The 21,652-nt window shown below is 73.7% G+C and carries 22 protein-coding genes; 7 read left to right on the plus strand and 15 right to left on the minus strand.

Features of this window, described 5'->3' with window-relative positions; translation table 11 throughout:
- Nucleotides 1–115: 115 nt before the first annotated feature.
- The gene (locus GSY65_RS08810; protein WP_159766792.1) at nucleotides 116–844 is read right to left on the minus strand and encodes a VIT1/CCC1 transporter family protein; all 729 of its coding nucleotides are present in this window, start codon (nucleotides 842–844) and stop codon (nucleotides 116–118) included.
- Nucleotides 845–1,453: 609 nt separating this feature from the next.
- Between GSY65_RS08810 and GSY65_RS08815 the strand changes: the two genes are divergently transcribed.
- Genes GSY65_RS08815 through GSY65_RS08840 form a run of 6 tightly spaced genes read left to right on the plus strand, consistent with a single transcriptional unit; the run spans nucleotide 1,454 to nucleotide 8,410 of the window.
- On the plus strand, nucleotides 1,454–2,539 hold the full coding sequence (locus GSY65_RS08815; RefSeq protein WP_159766793.1) for an ADP-ribosylglycohydrolase family protein: 1,086 nt from the start codon (nucleotides 1,454–1,456) through the stop codon (nucleotides 2,537–2,539).
- Nucleotides 2,536–3,786, plus strand: coding sequence for an ADP-ribosylglycohydrolase family protein (locus GSY65_RS08820; RefSeq protein WP_159766794.1), 1,251 nt, complete (start codon nucleotides 2,536–2,538; stop codon nucleotides 3,784–3,786). Before GSY65_RS08815 ends, GSY65_RS08820 begins: the two co-directional genes overlap by 4 nt.
- A gap of 7 nt (nucleotides 3,787–3,793) precedes the next feature.
- Complete coding sequence (locus tag GSY65_RS08825; RefSeq protein ID WP_159766795.1) at nucleotides 3,794–4,978, plus strand: ADP-ribosylglycohydrolase family protein; 1,185 nt, start codon at nucleotides 3,794–3,796, stop codon at nucleotides 4,976–4,978.
- Nucleotides 4,975–6,351: an ADP-ribosylglycohydrolase family protein gene (locus tag GSY65_RS08830; protein ID WP_159766796.1), complete on the plus strand. Its 1,377-nt coding sequence runs from the start codon at nucleotides 4,975–4,977 to the stop codon at nucleotides 6,349–6,351. Before GSY65_RS08825 ends, GSY65_RS08830 begins: the two co-directional genes overlap by 4 nt.
- Nucleotides 6,348–7,547 carry a CaiB/BaiF CoA transferase family protein gene (locus GSY65_RS08835; protein ID WP_159766797.1) on the plus strand — a complete coding sequence of 400 codons (1,200 nt, stop codon included), beginning with the start codon at nucleotides 6,348–6,350 and terminating at the stop codon, nucleotides 7,545–7,547. Before GSY65_RS08830 ends, GSY65_RS08835 begins: the two co-directional genes overlap by 4 nt.
- Complete coding sequence (locus GSY65_RS08840) at nucleotides 7,544–8,410, plus strand: HpcH/HpaI aldolase/citrate lyase family protein (RefSeq protein WP_159766798.1); 867 nt, start codon at nucleotides 7,544–7,546, stop codon at nucleotides 8,408–8,410. Before GSY65_RS08835 ends, GSY65_RS08840 begins: the two co-directional genes overlap by 4 nt.
- Nucleotides 8,411–8,514: 104 nt before the next feature.
- Here GSY65_RS08840 and lgt read toward each other — a convergent pair whose 3' ends face one another.
- From lgt to hisI, 11 genes are all read right to left on the minus strand, one after another.
- Nucleotides 8,515–9,588 carry a prolipoprotein diacylglyceryl transferase gene (gene lgt / locus GSY65_RS08845; protein WP_159766799.1) on the minus strand — a complete coding sequence of 358 codons (1,074 nt, stop codon included), beginning with the start codon at nucleotides 9,586–9,588 and terminating at the stop codon, nucleotides 8,515–8,517.
- A 126-nt stretch (nucleotides 9,589–9,714) separates the two neighbouring features.
- On the minus strand, nucleotides 9,715–10,491 hold the full coding sequence (locus tag GSY65_RS08850; protein ID WP_201452483.1) for a DsbA family protein: 777 nt from the start codon (nucleotides 10,489–10,491) through the stop codon (nucleotides 9,715–9,717).
- A 151-nt stretch (nucleotides 10,492–10,642) separates the two neighbouring features.
- Nucleotides 10,643–11,461 (minus strand): tryptophan synthase subunit alpha, encoded by an 819-nt coding sequence (trpA, locus tag GSY65_RS08855; RefSeq protein WP_159766801.1) that lies wholly within the window; start codon nucleotides 11,459–11,461, stop codon nucleotides 10,643–10,645.
- On the minus strand, nucleotides 11,458–12,747 hold the full coding sequence (gene trpB / locus GSY65_RS08860) for a tryptophan synthase subunit beta (RefSeq protein ID WP_159766802.1): 1,290 nt from the start codon (nucleotides 12,745–12,747) through the stop codon (nucleotides 11,458–11,460). Before trpB ends, trpA begins: the two co-directional genes overlap by 4 nt.
- 186 nt (nucleotides 12,748–12,933) lie before the next feature.
- Nucleotides 12,934–13,275, minus strand: a complete 342-nt coding sequence (trpM, locus tag GSY65_RS34655) for a tryptophan biosynthesis modulator TrpM (protein WP_417159086.1) — start codon at nucleotides 13,273–13,275, stop codon at nucleotides 12,934–12,936.
- A 9-nt stretch (nucleotides 13,276–13,284) separates the two neighbouring features.
- A complete protein-coding gene (gene trpC / locus GSY65_RS08870; protein ID WP_159766804.1) occupies nucleotides 13,285–14,094 on the minus strand; it encodes an indole-3-glycerol phosphate synthase TrpC in 810 nt (269 codons plus the stop codon).
- 173 nt (nucleotides 14,095–14,267) lie between these two features.
- Nucleotides 14,268–14,738, minus strand: coding sequence for a DUF2752 domain-containing protein (locus GSY65_RS08875; protein WP_159766805.1), 471 nt, complete (start codon nucleotides 14,736–14,738; stop codon nucleotides 14,268–14,270).
- A 118-nt stretch (nucleotides 14,739–14,856) separates the two neighbouring features.
- Nucleotides 14,857–15,132, minus strand: coding sequence for an HGxxPAAW family protein (locus GSY65_RS08880; RefSeq protein ID WP_159766806.1), 276 nt, complete (start codon nucleotides 15,130–15,132; stop codon nucleotides 14,857–14,859).
- Nucleotides 15,133–15,297: 165 nt separating this feature from the next.
- Nucleotides 15,298–15,942, minus strand: coding sequence for a TIGR02234 family membrane protein (locus GSY65_RS08885; protein WP_159775721.1), 645 nt, complete (start codon nucleotides 15,940–15,942; stop codon nucleotides 15,298–15,300).
- A 52-nt stretch (nucleotides 15,943–15,994) separates the two neighbouring features.
- Nucleotides 15,995–17,482: an anthranilate synthase component I gene (locus tag GSY65_RS08890; RefSeq protein WP_159766807.1), complete on the minus strand. Its 1,488-nt coding sequence runs from the start codon at nucleotides 17,480–17,482 to the stop codon at nucleotides 15,995–15,997.
- A gap of 11 nt (nucleotides 17,483–17,493) precedes the next feature.
- Nucleotides 17,494–17,940: a phosphoribosyl-AMP cyclohydrolase gene (hisI, locus tag GSY65_RS08895; RefSeq protein WP_159766808.1), complete on the minus strand. Its 447-nt coding sequence runs from the start codon at nucleotides 17,938–17,940 to the stop codon at nucleotides 17,494–17,496.
- A 227-nt stretch (nucleotides 17,941–18,167) separates the two neighbouring features.
- Between hisI and GSY65_RS08900 the strand changes: the two genes are divergently transcribed.
- Nucleotides 18,168–18,803, plus strand: coding sequence for a TIGR03085 family metal-binding protein (locus GSY65_RS08900; protein WP_159766809.1), 636 nt, complete (start codon nucleotides 18,168–18,170; stop codon nucleotides 18,801–18,803).
- 71 nt (nucleotides 18,804–18,874) lie between these two features.
- Here GSY65_RS08900 and GSY65_RS08905 read toward each other — a convergent pair whose 3' ends face one another.
- The 3 genes from GSY65_RS08905 to hisF form a co-directional block, all read right to left on the minus strand.
- Nucleotides 18,875–20,131, minus strand: a complete 1,257-nt coding sequence (locus GSY65_RS08905; RefSeq protein WP_236579721.1) for an MFS transporter — start codon at nucleotides 20,129–20,131, stop codon at nucleotides 18,875–18,877.
- A gap of 48 nt (nucleotides 20,132–20,179) precedes the next feature.
- Entirely contained in the window at nucleotides 20,180–20,770 is a 591-nt protein-coding gene (locus tag GSY65_RS08910; RefSeq protein WP_159766810.1) for a winged helix-turn-helix domain-containing protein, read from the minus strand.
- Between the two features lie 123 nt (nucleotides 20,771–20,893).
- Nucleotides 20,894–21,649, minus strand: a complete 756-nt coding sequence (hisF, locus tag GSY65_RS08915) for an imidazole glycerol phosphate synthase subunit HisF (RefSeq protein ID WP_159766811.1) — start codon at nucleotides 21,647–21,649, stop codon at nucleotides 20,894–20,896.
- Between the last annotated feature and the right edge of the window lie 3 nt (nucleotides 21,650–21,652).

Consider the following 21,652-nt stretch of genomic DNA (forward strand, 5'->3'; position numbering starts at 1 on the left):
CGGTGCAGGCGTCATTGCCGGCGGCGCTTACGGCTCATGCCCAGTGGTTAAGCATTCGAAACCGCCCGGTAACGACTACTTATGCGGCCCCTCGCATACGTAGCCATCCGATTCATCATACGGCCGCACCGAACAACGTGCCCAGGGCGTACGTCACACCGGCCGCGGCACCACCGAGAGCCAGCTGGCGCAGCCCGCTGAACCACCAGCTCCGCGCCGTCACCTTCGCCACCAGGGCACCACAGGCGAACAGTCCCAGCAACGCCACCAGCACCGCGGGCCACAGCACGTGGGCGCCGAGCAGGTACGGGAGCACGGGCAGCAGGGCGCCGAGGGCGAAGGAGCCGAAGCTCGACACGGCGGCGACGGTGGGCGAGGGTAGGTCACCGGGGTCGATGCCCAGCTCCTCGCGGGCGTGGATCTCCAGGGCCTGCTCGGGGTCGCGGGAGAGTTGTCTCGCGACCTCGCGGGCCAGGTCGGGCTCGACGCCGCGGGCCTCGTAGAGGGCGGCCAGCTCCCGCTCCTCGTCCTTGGGGTGCTTGCGCAACTCGCTCCGTTCGACGTCCAGTTCCGCCTCGACGAGTTCGCGCTGCGAGGCCACGGAGGTGTACTCGCCGGCCGCCATCGAGAAGGCGCCGGCGGCCAGCCCCGCGAGCCCGGCGACGACGACCGCCTCCCGGCCGGCCGTCCCGCCGGCGACACCGGTCATCAGCGCCAGGTTGGACACGAGTCCGTCCATCGCCCCGAACACGGCGGGCCGCAGCCAGCCGCCGTTCACGTCACGGTGGGTGTGGTTGTCACGGTGCGCCACATGGAGCGCTGCTTCGGTGTCAATGATCGCCATACGTCGAACATAGGCTCGGAAAATCGCTTCTGCCAGCAAGGAAGGCCGTACTTACCCGCGCTTGAGGGGGAGTTCGGGGCCACCGGGCGGGCGGGCCGGTGACGTCCGGGCGGGCCCTCGCGACTGTTCGAGGAATCAGCGCCGCTCATTCGTACAAGACCCCGCACAGATGTCGACCGGGTGATACCGGAGCCTTCCCTGACCCGGTCGGGCACGCGATGTGGCAGAGATCCTCACAGCGAGATCTTCAGAACGGATCACCTGCCCGCAGTGCCGCGGGACCCACCGGTCGGAGCACGCACGGGGCACCGGGGCGCCACCGGCACCACGGGATCGCCGCGGGCGCCGCACCCCGACACCACCGGGGCCACCGGCACACCGGTCCGGGCACCCCGGGTGGCCGTACCACCCGGCGACGCACCGGCCGCAACGGCCCGGACACCGCCGCCCCACCCCCACCACCGAGCAGCCGCACCAACCCCTCACCCCCTCGGAGCCCCACCCACGGAACCCCGCGGACCCCCTCGACATCCCTCGACCTTCGTAGACACCCCTCGACACCCCTCGACATGTTCCGCTGGACCGGCCCTCGGGCCAGAGAGGCGTCCCATGCCTTCGATCGCCTGCGTCCCCCCGGCCCCGCTGCCGGGTGACGCCACCGGTCTCCGTGAGCGGGCGCGCGGCGCCATGCTCGGGCTCGCCGTCGGGGACGCGCTGGGGGCGCCCGCGGAGAACATGAAGCCCTCCGAGATCCGCGCCCGCTGGGGCCGCATCACGGGGTACGTCGCCGAGAACCCCGCGGGCACGGACGACACCGAGTACGCCATCTTCTCCGGGCTGCTGCTGGCCCGGCACGGCTCCGCGCTCACCGTCAGCCATGTGGAGACGGCCTGGCACCAGTGGATCGCGGACCGGGACGAGGGCCCGTTCCGGGGCGCCGGCTTCAGCGAGCGCGGCACCCTGGAGAACCTCCGCCGGGGCCTGGCCGCCCCCATCTCCGCACAGCACCGGCACGCCTGGAGCGACGGTCTGGCGATGCGCGCGGCCCCCTTCGGCGTCTTCGCGGCGGGCCGCCCCGCCGAGGCGGCCCGGCTGGTCGCCATCGACGGCTCGGTCAGTCACGACGGGGAGGGCATCTACGGGGGCCAGGCGGTCGCGGCGGGTGTGGCGGCGGCGATGGCGGGCGCGCCGACCATCTCGGTCGTGGCCTGCGCGCTGGCCGTCGTCCCGGACGACTCCTGGACCGCGCGCTCGCTGCGCCGCGCCGTCGCCGTCGCCCACCGGGGGGAGCGCGCGGTGCGTTCCGCCGTGGTCATCGGCGGTTACCCGTGGACGGACCTGGCCCCGGAGGCGGTCGCGCTCGCGTTCGGCGCGTACGCGGCGGCCGACGGCGACTTCACGGAGTCCGTGCTCACCGCGGTCAACATGGGACGCGACGCGGACACCACCGCGGCCGTGGCGGGCGCTCTGGCCGGCGCCACGCGCGGCGCCTCGTCCATCCCCGCGGAGTGGACGACGCCCATCGGCCCCGCACGGGGCAGTTGCCTGCCCTCCATGGCCGGCCACCACGTCCTGGACGTGGCCGAGCTGCTCACCCCGGACGACTGCGCCAAGTGGATCACCGGCCCCCTCCTCGCGAGCCGGCCCACCCCGTCCGCCCACGCCGCGGCGCCCGAGGAGGAGCCCCAGCCATGAACCCCCCGAGCCCCTGGGACGAGGGCCCGACCGGCGCGCCCCTCACCCTCACCGCGGCCGGCCCGACACCGGCCGCGACGCCGACGCCGACGGTGGAGACCTCGGAGGCGACACGCCCCGCCGCGCCCCGGTCCCGGATCGAGGGCCTCCTGCTCGGTCTCGCCGCGGGCGACGCCGCCGGCTGGCCCGCCGCCCGGCACCGCGCCGCCCGTATGCCCGAGTGGACCCGCCGCCTCACCCGCGAACTCGACACCTTCGCGGAGCAGAACGCGACGACCACCCTCCCCGTCCCGATCGCCCTCAACCAGCCCCCCGAGCCGCTCCGCCTCGGCCCCTCCGACGACGCGGAGTGGGCGGCGTTCGCCGCCGAGGCGCTGCTGCGCGCCGGGGACGCCGCCGCGCTCGGCGACCTGAGTCTGGAGCGCCGTACCCGCGCCTCCATCGACCTGTCCTGGAACACCGTCGCCAGCGAGATCGCCGCGGCGGCGGAGCGCGCTCCCGAGGTCGAGTCCGCCGTGCTCCCGCTGCGCGCCCGCATCTCCGTACGCGCCGGACTCGGCAACCTCGCCGCCGGCCTGCGGCCGCCCGCCACCGGCCACGACAACCCGCACTACTTCGACGACGCGGCCTGCGTACGCGCCTGCGTGCTGGCGGTGGCCCACCCGGGCGACCCCGAGGGCGCCGCCGGACTCGCCGAGTTCGACGCCCGCTACACCCAGGACGGCGACGGCGTGCACGGCGCCCGCGCGATGGCCGCGGCCCTCGCGCTCGCACTCGCCGGCGCCGACGTCGGCGCGTGCGCCGAGGCGGCCCTCGCCGAGCTCCCCGCGGCGACGGAGATCGGCCGAAACGCCCGCCACGCCCTGGACCTGGCCCACCGCCACCGGGGAGAAGGAACGTTCGCTCTCGTGCCGCTGCTGGAGCACCAGATCGTCGACCACGTCTACAGCTACGGCATCGCCGCCGCCGAGACGGTCCCCGTCGCCCTCGCCCTCGCCACCGCCGCCCGCGGCCGGATCGCCGAGGCCGTTCCCGCCGCCGCCTGCCTCTCCCGGGTCGCCGACTCCGCCCCCGCGCTCGCCGGCGCCCTGACCGGCGCGCTCGGCGGCGCCACCACCGTCCCCGACACCTGGCGGGACGCCTGCCGCACCCTCTCCGGCTGCGCGCTCCCCCGCCTCACCGGTACGGATCTCGTACACCTCGCCGAACTCCTCGCAGCCACGGAACTCGCCGTCCCTGGAGGATGATTCGGGCATGACGCCCCCCATCGAACCTCATCGCCACGCAGTACCGCATTCCGCCGCGGGTCTGGAGGAACGCATCACCGGCGCTCTGGTCGGTGCCGCCGTCGGCGACGCCCTCGGCGGCCCCGTCGAGGGCTACACCCCGGAGCAGATCCTCGAACGCCACGGCGGCCGCGTCCACGGCATCGTCGGCCCCTGGAACGGCGACGACTGGCGCACCGCACGCCCCATCGCCCCGTACCACAAGGGCGACGGCCACGTCACCGACGACACCTTGATGACCCACGCGCTGGTGCGGGTGTACGAGCGGGTCCGCGACCACCTCGACGCGTACGCGATCGCCGAGCACCTGGTCCACGACCTGATGACCACCCCGCGCTGGATCCCGGAGCTGGAGGCGGAGGCCCTCCCCCTGCAGCGGGTCTTCCTCGCCGAGAAGTGGCTGGTGGCCCGGCTGCACTACGGCCATGTCGACCCCCGCGAGGCCGGCACCGGAAACATCGTCAACTGCGGTGCCGCGATGTACATGGCACCCGTCGGCCTGGTCAACGCGGCCGACCCGAGGGGCGCGTACGCCGAGGCCCTCGACGTCGCGGGCGCCCACCAGTCGTCGTACGGCAGGGAGGCGGCGGGCGTGTTCGCGGCGGCCGTCGCGGCGGCGTGCGCGCCGGGCGCCACCGCGCGGTCGGTGGTCGACGCCTGCGTGCGGCTGGCGAAGGACGGCACGCGCGCCGCGATCGAGGCGGTGTGCGAGGTGGCGTCCCGGTACGCGGACTTCGAGTCGGCGCTGAGGCCGCTGCGGGAGGCGGTGACGCCCTTCGACACGGTCGGCCCGGACTACCGCGCCCCCTCCCTCGGCGCCCGCCGCCCCTCCCGGCTCCACGCCATCGAGGAACTCCCCGTCGCGCTCGGCATGTTGCTGGTGGCGCGCGGCGACTACCGCCACGCGGTACTGGGTGCGGTGAACTACGGCCGCGACTGCGACTCCATCGCCACGATGACGGGCGCCCTGGCCGGGGCGCTGGGCTCGGACGTGCCGGCGGACTGGGCGAAGACGGTCGCCGAGGCGAGCCGCCTGGATCTGCACGCCCCCGCGGCGGCGTTGACGGAGGTCGCCCTGGAGGTCCACGAGCGGGACGTACGCCGCCGCCGCGCCCACGAGGCCGCGTTCACCGCCCTGGCGGGCACCCGGTGACCGCCCTCCGCCTCACCTGGGTGCAGCCCGAGGACCTCCTCGGCCACGAACTCCAGCAGGCCGCCCAGGACGGCCGGGCGGCCGGCGCGATCGCCACCCGCTGGAAGAACGCGGGCGGCCCCCCGGCCCCGCCCCGCGCCGGCGCCTCCCCCCAACCGGCCTCCCGTTACCTGCGGTTGCTGGCCGAGGACCTACTGGACGAACTGGCGGACCTGCCGAGCGAGTCGGGCGACCGGGAGCCGACGGAACTCGACCGGATCAAGGCCCTGTGCCCCGACTGGCCCACCGCGCGCGGCAGCGCCGCCGACGCGGCGGCCGGGGATCCGGCGGCCCTGGAGGCAGCCTGGCTGGGCCGGGCCGTGGGCTGCCTCCTCGGCAAACCGGTCGAGAAGCTGCCCCTCACCGCGATCCGGCAGCTCGCCGGGGCCGCCGGGAACTGGCCGCTGCACACGTACTTCACCGCCCGGGGCGTCCCCGACGACCTGCTGCGCGCCCACCCGTGGAACCGCCGCTCGGCGCACACCTCCCTCGCCGAGAACATCGACGGGATGCCCGAGGACGACGACCTCAACTACCCGCTCCTCAACCTGCTCCTGCTCCAGCGGCACGGCCCCGGCTTCACCACCGCCGACGTGGCGGCCCTGTGGCTCGACGAACTCCCCGCGGGTCGTGTCTTCACCGCCGAACGCGTCGCCTACCGCAACCTGCTCAGCGGCGTCGAGCCACCCCGCACCGCCCGCCACCGCAACCCGTTCCGCGAGTGGATCGGCGCCCTGATCCGCGCCGACGTCCACGGCTGGACCCACCCGGGCGACCCGGCGGCAGCAGCCGAACAGGCCCACCGCGACGCCACCCTCACCCACACCGCGAACGGCGTGTACGCGGCGATGTTCGTGGCCGCCGTGATCGCCGAGGCCGCCACCGGCGCCCACGACGTCCACCACTGCCTGCGGACCGGACTCACGGTGGTCCCCGAGCGGTCCCGTCTCGCCGGAGCGGTCCGCCACGCCCTGAGCCTGGCCGCCGAGGAGCGGGACTTCGACCGGGTCGTCGACGCACTCCACACCACCTACGCCGACCACCACTGGGTCCACGCCCTCCCCAACACGGCCCTGCTGACCGCCGCCCTCGCCCACGCGGACGGCGACTTCACCGCCTCCGTCTGCCGCGCGGTGTCGGGCGGCTGGGACACCGACTCCAACGGCGCCACGGCGGGCAGCGTCGCCGGCCTCCTGGCCGGTTCCCCGCGGGCGCTCCCCGACCGGTGGACGGCGCCCCTCAAGAACCGTCTGGCCACCTCGGTCGCCGACTTCGACGGCATCGGCTTCGACGCCCTCGCCCACCTCACCCACCGGGAGATCCGCCGCTCATGACCCAGGCGTACGACCCCCCGCTGCGCGATCTGCGCGTCCTCGACCTCGCCACTCTCTTCGCCGGCCCCCTCGCCGCCACGATGCTCGGCGACTTCGGCGCGGAGGTCATCAAGGTCGAGCACCCCACCAAGCCCGACCCGTCCCGTGGCCACGGCCCCTCCAAGGACGGCGTGGGCCTGTGGTGGAAACTCCTCGGCCGCAACAAGCGCACCCTGACGCTGAACCTGTCGACGCCGGGCGGCCGGGACACCCTCCTGCGGCTCGCCGCCACCTCCGACGTGATCATCGAGAACTTCCGCCCCGGCACCCTGGAGCGATGGGGCCTCGGCTGGCCGGAGCTGTCCGCCGTCAACCCGCGTCTGGTGCTGGCCCGCGTGACCGGCTTCGGCCAGTTCGGCCCGTACGCGCGCCGCCCCGGCTTCGGCACGCTCGCCGAGGCGATGAGCGGGTTCGCCGCGATCACCGGGGAGCCGGACGCCCCGCCGGTGCTGCCACCGTTCGGCCTCGCCGACTCCATCGCGGGCCTGGCGACGGCGTACGCGGTGATGACGGCGCTCGCCGCGCGCGACCGTACGGGCGAGGGGCAGACCGTGGACATGGCGATCATCGAGCCGATCCTCACCCTCCTCGGTCCCCAGCCCCTCTGGTACGACCAGCTGGGCCACGTCCAGCCCCGCACGGGCAACCGCTCCGCGAACAACGCGCCCCGCAACACCTACCGCACCGCGGACGGCTCCTGGGTGGCCGTGTCGACCTCCGCCCAGTCCGTCGCGGAGCGGGTGATGTGCCTGGTCGGACGCCCGGAGCTGATCGACGAGCCGTGGTTCGGTTCGGGTGCGGAGCGGGCCCGCCACGCGGACGTCCTCGACGAGGCGGTCGGCGCGTGGATCGCCCGCCACACCCGCGAGGAGGTCGTCGAGTCCTTCGAGAAGGCGGAGGCGGCGGTCGCCCCCATCCAGGACGTACGGGAGGTGATGACCGATCCCCAGTACCGGGCACTCGACACCATCACCACCGTCGACGACCCCGAGCTGGGCCCGCTGCGCATGCAGAACGTCCTGTTCCGGCTCTCCGCGACACCGGGCGCCATCCGCTGGACGGGCCGCCCGCACGGCGCGGACACGGACTCGGTCCTCACCGAGCTGGGTCTGACCGGCACGGACATCGCGGCCCTCCGCGAGGAGGGCGCCCTGTGACCGCCCGGCCCTCCGGCGCCTCCGTCACCTCCGTCCCGCTGACCTGGCTGTACGTCCCCGGTGACCGCCCCGAGGTGGTGGCCAAGGCGCTGGCCTCGGGCGCGGACGTCGTGATCGTCGACCTGGAGGACGCGGTCGCGCCCGACCGCAAGGAGTACGCCCGGTCCGCCACCGCCGAGCTGCTGTCGGAGCCCCTGCAGGTCCCCGTCCACGTCCGGGTGAACGCCCTGGACACCGTGCACGCCGTGGACGACCTCAAGGCGCTGGCGCCGCTCCGCGGCCTGGGCGCCCTCCGTCTGCCGAAGATCTCGGCCGCCGCCGACGTGGTGCGCGTCGCGGAGCACGCCGCGCCCGCGGACGGTGGGGCGCTGCCCCTCCACCCCCTGCTGGAGTCGGCGATCGGCGTGGAGCGGGCGTACGAGATCGCCGCCGCGCACCCGTCGGTGCGGGGCGTCGCGCTCGGTGAGGCGGACCTCCGCGCCGACCTCGGCGTCCGCGACGACCGGGCGCTCGACTGGCCCCGCTCCCGGGTGATCGTCGCGGCCCGCGCGGCGGGGCTGCCCCCGCCCGCGCAGTCCATCCACCCGGACATCAGGGACCTCGACGGCCTGGCCCGCTCCTGCGCGCACGGCCGTGCCCTGGGGTTCCTCGGCCGGGCCGCGATCCATCCCCGCCAGCTCCCGGTCATCGAACGCGCCTACGCGCCGACCCCGGCGGAGATCGAGTCGGCCGAGCGCATCGTCGAGGCCGCCGCAGCGCGGCCCGGTGCCCAGGCGCTGCCCACGGGGCACTTCATCGACCCGGCGATCCTGGCGCAGGCCCGCCGGACCCTGACCCTCGCCCAGCGCGCCACGCGCCCCTGAGCGGTCGCGGGCCCCGGAAAGCCGAACGCCCACCCGCCTGACGAGGCGGGTGGGCGGGGAACGTCCGTCGCGAGGCGGCGGATCATCGCGCTCGGAGCGAGGCGTCAGCTCTTCTCGGCGGCCTGCGGCGCGTCCGAGACCTTCGGTTGCTTGGCCTCGGTCTCGACCTTCTTGCCCGTCTCGACCTTCGTGTCCGCCTTCGCCTCGGCCGTCCCGGACGCCTTGTCCGCGGGCTCACCGGAGTCGGACGCCTCACCCACGGTCTTCGTGGGCTTCTCGGACTCGGTCTTCTCGGACTCGGTCTTCTCGGACTGCGTGTCCGTGTCCTTCACCCCGGCGGTGGAGTCGTCGTCGCCGTCACCGGCGCCCGGCTCGACGATCTCCTCGCGTCCCGGCCGCTTACGGGCCGACAGCACGATGTAGACCACGGCGAGCACGAACACGAGCAGCGCGGTCCAGTTGTTGAGCCGCAGGCCCAGGATGTGGTGCGCCTCGTCGACCCGCATGTACTCGATCCAGAACCGCCCCGCGCAGTACGCGGCGACGTACAGCGCGAACGCCCGCCCGTGCCCGAGCCGGAAGCGCCGGTCGGCCCAGATGACCAGCACCGCGACGCCGATGCACCACAGCGACTCGTACAGGAAGGTCGGGTGGTAGGTGCCCGGGATCCGGCCGTCCGTGGAGGACGTGATCTCCAGGGCCCACGGCAGATCCGTCGGCCTGCCGTACAGCTCCTGGTTGAACCAGTTGCCCCATCGCCCGATCGCCTGGGCGAGGGCGATGCCCGGCGCGATGGCGTCGGCGTACGCGGGCAGCGGGATGCCACGGCGGCGGCATCCGATCCACGCGCCGACGGCGCCGAGGGCGATCGCGCCCCAGATGCCGAGGCCGCCCTCCCAGACCTTGAAGGCGTCCACCCAGTCACGGCCCTCGCTGAAGTACAGCTCGTAGTCCGTGATCACGTGGTAGAGCCGGCCGCCGACCAGGCCGAAGGGAACGGCCCAGACCGCGATGTCGGCGACCGTGCCGGCGCGCCCGCCCCGCGCGACCCAGCGTTTGTTGCCGAGCCAGACGGCTACGAAGACACCGATGATGATGCAGAAGGCGTAGCCGCGCAGCGGGACCGGGCCGAGGTACAGCACCCCGCGCGACGGGCTGGGAATGTAGGCAAGTTCCATGACAGGGTCGACGCTACCCTGCCGGGCCCGGCCGACGGCGGGCGGCCTGGCAACGGGTCCATAACGCCGCACCGCGAACTCCCGGACGCCACAGGGGTTCCCGTGGCTCCCGGGCGTCCCGCGGTCTCACCCCTGAGCGTTCTTCTCCACCATCTGCTTCAGCTTGGCCGGGGTCATCGACTGGTCGGCGTAGATGTTGGTGCCGTTGAGGAAGACGCTCGGGGTGCCGCCGTAGCCGCCCTTCTGGAATGCCTCGTTCGACTTCGCGACCCAGGCGTCGTGTGTGCCGTTCCGCACGCAGGTGCGGAACGTTTCGGTGTCCAGGCCGTCGACCTTCTTCGCCAGGTCGATGAGCCTGCTGTTCCGCGAGAAGGCGTCGTCGGTCTCGGGCGGCTGGTTCTGGTAGAGCACGTCGTGGTAGGCGGGGAACCTGCCGGCGTTCTGCGCGCACGCGGCGGCGTTGGCGGCCTTGCGGGAGCCGCTGCCGCCCATGTTCCCGTCGATCAGCGTGACGAGGCGGTACTCCACCTTCAGCAGGCCCGCGTCGGTCAGTTCGTGGATCGTCGAGCGGTACGCGTCCTCGAAGGACTTGCAGGCCGGGCAGCGGAAGTCCTCCCAGACCGTGAGGGTGGACCTGGCGCCGGCGGCCCCGACGGGGAGCGCGAGGCTGTTCTCGCCGTTGGCCCCCGAGGGCGCCACGACCGGGCCCGAGGCGCCGCCGCCGTCGTCCTTGCCCGCGTTCGCCGCGACGACGCCGATCACGGCGGCCAGCCCCAGGACACCCACCACCGAGGCGCCCACGATCAACGCCCGACGGCGCTTCTCGGCGGCCTTCTGCTTCTCGCGCTCCTCCGCCAGCCGCTCACGGGCGGTGCGCTTTCCCTCACGGTTCTTCTCGCTCACATCCCGCAGAACGAACCGGGGAGGCGCACCGCGCCTCCCCGGTCCCACATCCACCCCTTCGAGTGAGCGGATGACCGTAACGTCCCGCAGTCCCCGTACGACAAACGGGTGAACGTCACGCTCCCCTCGTCCGCCGGGGCGGACGCTTCCGTCACGCGCTCCGGCGCACGCCCTTGGCGAGGGCGCCGGCCAGCTCCCGCACGGCGTCCAGGCCGGCCGCCTCGTCCGGGGCGTCCAGCATCCGCTTCACGAACGCGGAGCCGACGATCACGCCGTCGGCGAACCCGGCGACCTCGGCGGCCTGCTCGGCGTTGGAGACACCGAGGCCGACGCAGACCGGCAGCCCGGTGCCGGTGGCCCGGGTGCGCCGCACCAGGTCCTGGGCCTGCTCGCCGACCGACTCCCGGGTGCCCGTGACGCCCATCAGCGAGGCGGCGTAGACGAAGCCGCTGCCCGCCGCGGTGATCTCGGCGAGACGGGCGTCCTTGCTGCTGGGCGCGACGACGAAGACCGTGCCGAGGCCGTGCTTCTCGGCGTGCTCCCTCCACAGCGCCGACTCCTGGACGGGCAGGTCGGGCAGGATGCAGCCCGCGCCGCCGGCCTCCGCCAGCTCGGCGGTGAACCGCTCGACGCCGTAGCGGTCGATGGGGTTCCAGTACGTCATGACGAGGACGGGCTTGCCGGTGGCCTCGTGGGCCTCGCGCACCGTGCGCATCACGTCCGCGATGCGCACGCCGCCGCGCAGGGCGATGTCGTCGGCGGTCTGGATGACGGGCCCGTCGAGGACCGGGTCGCTGTGCGGCAGGCCGACCTCGACGATGTCGGCGCCGCCCTCGAAGACGGCCTTGACGGCCGCGATACCGCCGTCGACGGTCGGGAACCCGGCCGGCAGGTAGGCGATGAGCGCGGACCGCCCCTCCGCCCTGGCGGCGGCGAGGGTGTCACTCAACAGCTGGATGTTCCCGCTCACTTGGCGTCCCCCTCGATCTCCGCGGTGTCGGCGGCGTTGGCGGCGACCTCGGCGTCGGTGCCCTCGTCGTAGAGACCGAAGTAGCGGGCCGCGGTGTCCATGTCCTTGTCGCCGCGCCCGGACAGGTTGACCACGATCAGCCCGTCCCGGCCCAGCTCCCTGCCGACCTCCAGGGCGCCGGCGAGCGCGTGGGCGCTCTCGATCGCCGGGATGATGCCCTCGGTGCGCGACAGCAGACGCAGCGCCTGCATGGCCGCGTCGTCGGTGACCGCGCGGTACTCCCCGCGGCCGCTGTCCTTGAGGTAGGCGTGCTCGGGGCCGATGCCCGGGTAGTCCAGACCGGCCGAGATCGAGTACGGCTCGGTGATCTGCCCCTCCTCGTCCTGGAGGACGTACGACCGCGAGCCGTGCAGGATGCCCGGCTCACCGGCGGTCAGGGTCGCCGCGTGCTCGCCGGTCTCGACACCGTGGCCCGCGGGCTCGCAGCCGATCAGCCGGACGGAGGCGTCGGGGATGAAGGCGTGGAAGAGACCGATGGCGTTGGAGCCGCCGCCCACGCAGGCGACGGCGGCGTCGGGCAGCCGCCCGGCGCGCTCCAGCAGCTGCCGCCGTGCCTCGACGCCGATGACCCGGTGGAAGTCGCGGACCATGGCGGGGAAGGGGTGCGGGCCGGCGACCGTGCCGAACAGGTAATGGGTGCGGTCGACGTTGGCGACCCAGTCGCGGAACGCTTCGTTGATGGCGTCCTTGAGGGTGCGGGAGCCGGACTTCACGGCGACGACCTCGGCGCCCAGCATGCGCATGCGGGCCACGTTGAGGGCCTGCCGCTGGGTGTCGATCTCCCCCATGTAGATGGTGCAGTCGAGGCCGAACAGCGCGCAGGCGGTGGCGGTGGCGACGCCGTGCTGGCCCGCGCCGGTCTCGGCGATGACCCGGGTCTTGCCCATCCGCTTGGTCAGCAGGGCCTGCCCCAGCACGTTGTTGATCTTGTGGGAGCCGGTGTGGTTGAGGTCCTCCCGCTTGAGGAAGACCCGGGCGCCACCGGCGTGCTCGGCGAACCGGGGCACCTCGGTGAGCGCGCTGGGCCGGCCGGTGTAGTGGACGAGCAGGTCGTCGAGCTCGCGCGCGAACTCGGGGTCGGCCTTCGCCTTGTCGTACGCGACGGCGACCTCGTCCACGGCGGCGACCAGCGCCTCCGGGATGAACTTGCCGCCGTACGCGCCGAAGTACCCCTCGGCGCTGGGGACCTGACCCTCCGGGTCGGGAATGAAGAACTCGCTGGACATGCGTCTACCTCACAGGGGCACGGCCCCGATGTCGAACGGACGATGAGAGGCCCGGAACGGGACGTCACCGGGGACGAGGGCCGCGGGGCCGCCGCGGGCGGCCGCTCGTGCGGAACCGCCGGGCAAGGCGCGGCGGTACTCGTCCTCCGGTGGACAGGCGTCACCCGGTGCGCGGCGGAGACCGGCTCAGCTCACCGCGGGTGACACGGGTCGGGGCCATCGCATGCCGTTCACCTGGCCCGGCTCGTCACCGATGACGTAGCGGACCCGGCGCCCGTGGACCCGGCGCGCGGGCGCCCGGCAGCCACGGGGACGGCACCCGCGCGCGAGGCGGGCGTAGGGGTCCCTGGCGGTCATGGTGAGCGGGAACATCGGGGCACAGCCTACCGGCCCGGCCTCACCCGGGTGAGGGATGGCGGGCTCGGCCGCACCGGCCGTGGGCGGGGCCGTCGTGACCGCCCGTACGCATCCCGCGGCCCCGGCCGGGGCGTGCCCGGACCGGTCGGCGGCGGTGGTGCGGTGGGTCATGGCGCTCGGTCAGCTCCGGCCGTGGCGCAGCGCCGGGTGCTCGCCGGCGGCGACGAGGTCGGCGACGGCGGTCTTCGGGTCCTTGCCGGTGACGAGCGACTCGCCCACCAGGACCGCGTCCGCGCCGGCGTTGGCGTAGGCGATGAGGTCGTGGGGGCCGCGGATACCGGACTCGGCGACCTTGACGATGTGGTCGGGGATCTCGGGGGCGACGCGCTCGAAGGTGGAGCGGTCCACTTCGAGGGTCTTGAGGTTGCGCGCGTTGACGCCGATCACCCGGGCGCCCGCGTCGACCGCCCGGTCGACCTCGTCCTCGTCGTGCACCTCGACGAGCGGGGTGAGCCCGATGGACTCGGCGCGCTCGATCAGGGACTCCAGGGCGGGCTGGTCGAGGGCGGCGACGATCAGCAGGGCCAGATCGGCGCCGTACGCGCGGGCCTCCCACAGCTGGTAGGAGGTGACGATGAAGTCCTTGCGCAGCACAGGGATGTCCACGCGGGCCCGCACGGCCTCCAGGTCGGCGAGCGAACCGCCGAAGCGGCGCTGTTCGGTGAGGACGGAGATGACCGCGGCGCCGCCCGCCTCGTAGTCGGCGGCGAGGCCGGCCGGGTCGGCGATCGCGGCCAGCGCGCCCTTGGAGGGGCTGGAGCGCTTGACCTCGCAGATGACCTTGACGCCGTCGCCGCGCAGGGCGGCCGCGCCGTCCTTGGCTGCCGGAGCCTTCGCCGCGCGCTCCTTGAGCTCTTCGAGGCTGACGCGGGCCTGCCGCTCCGAAAGGTCGGCACGGACTCCGTCGATGATCTCGTCGAGCACACTCACGCGAGCGGCCCCCCTTCCAGACGGTTGCGGTCGGTGACAACGTTCGACAGTCGCTTTTCGGCTGACGGGCGCTTCACAGGGTCCTGGCAGTTCTCTGCGATGGTAGCCGGACCGGGGCACAGCTCCCGCATCCGGTTGACGGCGGTCCCACGACCTGGACCTTCCCTGTTCGATCAAGGATGAAGCCAGGCGCCGAACGGCAGGTTCCGGACAACCGTGAAGACCAGCACGGACGCGCCGAGCGCCCACCGGGCCACGGACGGGAGTTCGAGTCGCATCGGCCGACCGCGGACCGTCCGGACCACCCATACGGTCCACAGCGCCGCCAGGGCCAGGAAGGCGGCCACCGCCAGCGCGTTGTCCTGGAAAGCGGTGGCGAGGTCGCCGTGGGCGAAGGCGTGGGCGCTGCGCAGCCCGCCGCAGCCGGGGCAGTACAGGCCGGTGAACCGCCAGAGCGGGCAGACGGGGTAGTGGCCGGGTTCGTTCGGGTCCACGGCCGCGACGTACGCGAAGGCCCCGCCGACGGCCGCGAGCGCGGCGGCGGGGATCCAGAGCCGACGGGCCGGCCCGCCCGGTGCCGGGGCGGCCTGAACGGGGTGCGGGGACGGCGCGGCTGGCCGGGGCTCGGCGTTCACACCCCGCATTGTGCCCGGCGCGCGCCGCACGCGCGCATGCGGGCGGCCGACCGTCCCGGGCGCGGCGCCCGGAGGCGAGCCGGGCGGCCGGGTGCCCCGAGGGGGACCGGGCCGCCCGTGCGGAACGTCAGCCCTTGGCGGGGACGGGCTCGCCGCTGATGGCCTTGGCCTCCGCCTTCGCGGCGCCGGACCAGTCGTCGCCGTGATGCGACTTCGCCTGGCCGAGACCCATCGACCGCATGATCAGGCCCACGACACCACCGAGGAGGACGATGACCATGCCCGCCCAGAATCCCAGCGGTTCGGCCATGACCATGTAGGCGCCCGAGACGCAGAAACCGATGAAGGCGATGGTGACGCCGGTCCAGGCGGCCGGGGTGTGGCCGTGGCTGCTGCCCGCCATGACGTTGCTCCTCGTTGCTCAGTGGCTCAGTTGCTCAATGCGAGTGAATGCTCGTGCGTGTCGCTCGACGCGCGGCGCTCGATGCCTGTGGGTCGGACGCTCGGCGTCCATTGTCCCGTACGCCCGCGCGTGCCTTGAGCGGGGGTCGACCCCCGCCGCTCCCGGCTATGCCGGGTCCCGTCCCGTGGGGTCCTCGCCCCGGTCCAGGGCCTTCCACATGTCCTCGGGCCGGTCGGGGTCCACCGGCTTGACCCGGCGCTGCCGGGGCGTGCCGTCGCGCTCGTAGCGGCCGGACATACCGGGCCACAGGCGCCCGTACCGCAGGGCCAGGAGCCCGGCGAGCAGGATGAGGGCGCCGCCGACCGCCGCGACGTACGGCCAGCCGGTGTGGCTGAGCGCGTCGACGGTGGCGGAGGTGTCGCCGGATGCCTCGGCGGCCTTGTCGTCGAGGGCCGAGCTGTCGTAGGCGCCGATCAGCGCGGCGGCGACGGTGCCCGCGCCGGAGAGGGCGAGCACCACGGCGACCAGGACGCGTCCGGAACGGCGCACGGCGAACACGGCGACGAGCGCGGCGAGGCCCACGACGGCGAGGGCCGCGGGCACGCCCGTGACGTCGCTGCCCTTGGCGGTCAGCGGGAAGGCGCCGCCGGCCACCGACGCCGTGCCCTCCGACCAGCGCTGGCGGGTGGCGAGCAGCGCGACGGCGGCGCCGAGCGCGCCGCTCAGCAGCGCCAGGGCGAGGCTGCGCCGGCCGGAACGGACGAACGCGGGCTCGGAACGGGGGTGAGGTACTGCGGTCACGTACTCCACTATCGCCTGAGCCACGGGTGGGTTGTCACCCGGGTCCGACGTGAGAAGCGCCCTATTGTCCGAGCCGGTTCGCCGTGTGCACGGCGCGCAGCACGGCCGCCGCCTTGTTGCGGCACTCGGTGTCCTCGGCGACGGGGTCGGAGTCGGCGACGATGCCGGCGCCGGCCTGGACGTACGCCGTGCCGTCGCGCAGCAGGGCGGTGCGGATGGCGATGGCGGTGTCCGAGTCGCCGGCGAAGTCCAGATAGCCGACGCAGCCGCCGTACAGGCCGCGGCGGGAGGGCTCCAGTTCGTCGATGATCTGCATCGCGCGCGGCTTGGGGGCGCCGGAGAGGGTGCCGGCGGGGAAGCAGGCGGTGAGCACGTCGAACGCGGTGCGGTCGGCGGCAACGCGGCCGGTGACGGTGGACACGATGTGCATGACGTGCGAGTACCGCTCGATGGACATGAAGTCGACGACCTCGACCGAGCCCGGTTCGCAGACCCGGCCCAGGTCGTTGCGGCCCAGGTCCACGAGCATGAGGTGCTCGGCGCGCTCCTTGGGGTCGGCGAGCAGTTCGTCGGCGAGGGCCTGGTCCTCCTGCGGGGTGGCGCCCCGGTGCCGGGTGCCGGCGATGGGGTGGACCATGGCCTGTCCGTCCTCGACCTTGACCAGGGCCTCGGGCGAGGAGCCGACGACGTCGAAGCCGTCGAACCGGAAGAGGTACATGTACGGGGAGGGGTTGGTGGCCCTGAGGACGCGGTAGACGTCGAGGGCGCTCGCCGTGCACGGGGTCTCGAAGCGCTGGGAGGGCACGACCTGGAAGGCCTCGCCGGCGCGGATGCGCTCCTTGATGTCCTCGACGGCCTCCTGGAAGTCGGGGCCGCCCCAGCGCGCGGTGTAGTCGGGCAGCTCGGAGGGCGGGAGGACCGCCGGGGGCTGGGCGACGGGCCGGGAGAGGTCGGCCTCCATGGCGTCGAGGCGGGCGACGGCGTCGGCGTAGGCCTCGTCGACGCCCGTGTCGAGGTCGTTGTGGTTGATGGCGTTGGCGATGAGCAGGACCGAGCCCTCCCAGTGGTCCATGACCGCCAGGTCGCTCGTCAGCAGCATGGTCAGCTCGGGCAGTCGCAGGTCGTCCTGCTCGCCGGGGCCGATCTTCTCCAGGCGGCGCACGATGTCGTAGCCGAGGTAGCCGACCATGCCGCCGGTGAAGGGGGGCAGGCCCTCCTGGTGCGGGGTGTGGAGCGCCTCGATGGTGGCGCGCAGGGCGGCGAGGGGGTCGCCGTCGACCGGGACGCCGACCGGCGGGGTGCCGAGCCAGTGCGCCCGGCCGTCCCGCACGGTGAGGGTGGCGTGGCTGCGGACGCCCACGAAGGAGTAGCGGGACCATTGGAACGCAGTGCGGCCGTTCTCCGCAGACTCCAGCAGGAAGGTGCCGGTGCGCTCGGCGGCGAGCTTGCGGTAGAGCGCGACCGGGGTGTCGCCGTCGGCGAGGAGTTTGCGGCTGACGGGGATGACACGGCGGTCGGAGGCCAGCTTGCGGAACGTCTCGAGGTCCATGGCGGCTGACCTTACTGATCGAGCGGCGGTACGCCGGAATCGGCGCCGCCCTCGACGGGCTTGAGGACGTCCTCGTCGAAGCAGGTGCGGGCGCCGGTGTGGCAGGCGGCCCCGACCTGGTCGACCTTGACGAGGACCGTGTCGGCGTCGCAGTCGAGGGCGACCGATTTCACCCACTGGAAATGGCCGGACGTGTCGCCCTTCACCCAGTACTCGCGGCGGCTGCGGGACCAGTAGGTGCAGCGTCCCGTGGTGAGGGTGCGGTGGAGTGCCTCGTCGTCCATCCAGCCGAGCATGAGCACCTCGCCGGTGTCGTACTGCTGGGCGATGGCGGGCAGGAGCCCGTCGGCGCTGCGCTTGAGGCGCGCGGCGATCTCGGGGTCCAGAGCGCTGGGGGCGCCGGGGCCGCTCGGGGCTCCGGGACCGCTGGGGCTGCTGGGGGACGGCGTGCTGGTCATGCGTGCCATTGTGCCGCGCCGCGGCGATCGGCCCCGCCCGTTGTCCACAGGCCGGACCGTATCGTCGTACGAGATCGTCGTACGAACAACTCGCGTCCGACCGAGCGGCCCCACGGCCGCACGGACGCACGGCCGCACGGGCAACCGCCCCGTTTCGCCGTCCGGGGCCTCGCGCGTCGGCGGGGCCTGCCCTGCGCTGTCGGGGGCGCCGGTCGTAGGCTGGCGGCATGTCGACCCATGCCAAGCGTGAACGGCTCCTCTTCGCCGACCTGTTGGAGACCTCGGGCCCCGACGCCCCCACCCTGTGCGAGGGCTGGACGACCCGGGACCTGGCCGCGCACGTGGTGGTGCGCGAGCGTCGCCCCGACGCCGCCGGGGGCATCCTCATCAAGCAGCTGGCCTCCCGGCTGGACCGGGTGATGGCGGAGTTCGCCGCGAAGCCGTACGAGGAGCTGATCCAGCTCGTCCGCACCGGCCCGCCGCGCTTCTCGCCCTTCTCCCTCAAGCAGATCGACGAGGCGTCCAACACGATCGAGTTCTACGTCCACGCCGAGGACATCCGCCGCGCCCGGCCCGACTGGTCGCCGCGCGAACTCGACCACGTCTTCCAGGACGCCCTCTGGTCCCGTCTGGAGCGGACCGGCCGTCTGATGGGCCGCGGCTCCCCCACCGGCCTGGTGCTGCGCCGCCCGGACGGCCGGACCGTGGTGGCCCGCCGCGGCGCGCCGGTCGTCACGGTCACCGGCGAGCCGGCGGAGCTGCTCCTGTTCCTCTACGGCCGCCAGCAGGTCGCCGACGTGGAGATGGAGGGCGACAAGGAGGCGGTCACCAAGCTCCACGAGAGCAAGCAACTGGGCATCTGACCACTGGGCATCCGACCCGCCGCCCATGACGACGCCCGGCGCGGGCCCGTCGGCCCCGGCCACGGTGTGTCTCAGCCCGGCAGCTCGGCTCGGCGGAGGTCCCGCACCCCCAGTGCGATGACCCCGCCGAGCCCGCACACCGCCGCGCTGGCGACGAAGACGGGCCCCGTTCCCCACACACCGATGGCCGCCGCGGTGAGCGGCATGCTCAACGGGGCCAGACCGAGGCTGACGACGCCTCCCACCGAGGTGACCCGGCCGAGGTAGGCGGGAGCGGCGTGGGTCTGGAGCAGCGCGCCGCAGAGGGCTCCGCTCAGTCCCGTGAACAGCCCCACCAGCACACCCAGCGCCGCGCCGCCGAGCACGCCGGGCACGAACGCGAGAGCCCCCATGGCCGCCGAGCCGACGAGGATCGCGAATCCGGCGGTGCGCCCGGCCGACGGCAGGCGGCCTCGCACGGTCAGCAGCAACGCTGCCGCTCCGCCGCCGACCCCGAAACCGGCGAGCACCCAGCCCGCTCCCGACGCACCCCAACCGCGCTCGTCCGCCAGCAGGACAAGACCCACGTTGAGGGGGCCGACGAACCCGAGGTCCCCGAGGGCGATGGCCAGCATCAACGGGGCGAGGACACGGTGGCGGCGGATGTGCGCCAGCCCCGCGCGCAGGTCCTGCCAAGGGCTCAGGCCGTGTGCGGCGGCCGCATCGTCCGGGGGCAGCCGACGCACTCGGACGGATATCAGCAGCGGCAGCGACACGGCGATGAACAGCCCGGCCAGCGCGAAGGCCGCCGCCGGGCCCCCGAGCGCGACCCCCAGACCACCGACCGGGGCTCCCACGACGTTGGCGAACCGGACCGCGAGGCCGCGCATGCCCTGTACGCGGACGAGCTGATCCCGGCTCGTGATGCGCGCCGGCATGGCCCCCACGGCGGGCATGAACACCGCGTCGACGGCGCCGAAGACCAGAGCGAGCACCGTCAGCGGCCACAGTCCGGGAGTGGTGGCGAACAGCAGCGCGGCGACCGCGAGGACGGCGGCACAGCGCACCGCGTCGCTGCCGATGACGACCCGCCGGGGGCCGAACCGGTCGGCGACCACGCCTCCCCCCAGCATCAGCAGCAGCCGCGGGACGGCGCTCACGGCCGCCACCATTCCGGCCTGTGCGGGGGTGCCGGACTGGACAGCCGCCCAGGACAGGGCGAGGTAGTAGACGTTGTCCCCGAGCGCCGAGGCGGCATAGGCCCCCAGCCAGCGCAGGACGTTCGGATCGCGGTGGGCGGCGCTTTCCGGGGCGGGTCGTTCGGTGGGCACGGCAGGGGTGACGGCCACGGACGTGGCTCCTCTCGGACGCGGGATCAGACGGCGATCGGACGGTGATCAGACGCGGAACGGGAAGGCGTACGTGTGCACGGCCACGTGCTCCCGTCCCTCGGTCTCGCCGGCTGCCTCCCGGTCGCGCCCCCGGGCGTCGTACTTCTTGATCAACTCGAGCATGTCCCTCCTGAGGTCGCCCAGTTCCGCGGCCGTCAGCCTCAGCAACGACTCCGAGTCGTGGGCGGCCTCGTTCCACTCCGCCCCCCACGCCGGGCGTTCGTCCAGGTAGACGCGGTACATCTCGGACCGCTGCTCCTGGAAGAGCCGTGCCGCCGCCAGGTGCGCGGCGCGCTTCTCCGGCTCGTCCCGGAAGTGCTCTCCGCTGACCGTGACGCCCCCGGCGGCGGGCTGCCACCAGCGTTCCCGGGCGTCCCCGCTCCGGGGTTCCGCCTGCTCGATCAGCCCGTGCTCGGCGAGCTTGCGCAGGTGGTAGCTGACGAGTGACACCGCCTCGTCCACCTGCTCGGCGAGCATGGAGGCGGTCGCGGCCCCGCAGACGAACAGTCCCCGGTACAGCTGCATGCGCAGGGGATGCGCGAGCGCCTTCAGCGTGCCGAGATCGGTGATGCGGAGGTTCTCCTCGCCTTTGGTCATGCCCTCAGCGTAGATACGAAAGAGAAGTTGCGCAACATTATTTGCGCAACTTCTCTTTCGTATCTGCTCACCAATGAGCCCCGGCCACCAGGTGACCGGGGCTGCCCGACGGGTCGAAGGATGTCAGCGGACCGGGTGACCCGCCTCGCGCAGCGCGTTCTTGACCTCGCCGATGCGCAGGTCGCCGAAGTGGAAGACCGAGGCGGCGAGAACGGCGTCGGCGCCCGCCTCGACGGCCGGGGGGAAGTCCGTGAGCCTGCCCGCGCCGCCGGAGGCGATGACGGGGACCGAGACGTGCTTGCGGACCGCGGTGATCATCTCCAGGTCGTAGCCGTCCTTCGTGCCGTCCGCGTCCATCGAGTTGAGCAGGATCTCCCCGGCGCCCAGCTCGGCGGCCCGGTGGGCCCACTCGACGGCGTCGATGCCCGTGCCCTTGCGGCCGCCGTGGGTGGTGACCTCGAAGGAGCCGGACTCCGTGCGCCGCGCGTCCACGGACAGCACCAGGACCTGGCGGCCGAAGCGCTCGGCGATCTCGCGGATCAGGTCGGGGCGGGCGATCGCCGCGGTGTTCACGCCGACCTTGTCCGCGCCCGCCCGCAGCAGCTTGTCGACGTCCTCGGCGGTGCGGACGCCGCCGCCGACGGTCAGCGGGATGAAGACCTGCTCGGCGGTGCGGCGCACCACGTCGTAGGTGGTCTCGCGGTTGCCGGAGGACGCGGTGATGTCGAGGAACGTCAGCTCGTCGGCGCCCTCGGCGTCGTACACCTTGGCCATCTCGACCGGGTCGCCCGCGTCACGCAGGTTCTGGAAGTTGACTCCCTTGACGACCCGGCCGTTGTCCACGTCCAGGCAGGGGATGACTCGGACCGCCAGGGTCATGAA

Source organism: Streptomyces sp. HM190 (genome assembly GCF_009857135.1).
In the GTDB taxonomy this organism is placed as follows: Bacteria; Actinomycetota; Actinomycetes; order Streptomycetales; family Streptomycetaceae; genus Streptomyces; species Streptomyces heilongjiangensis.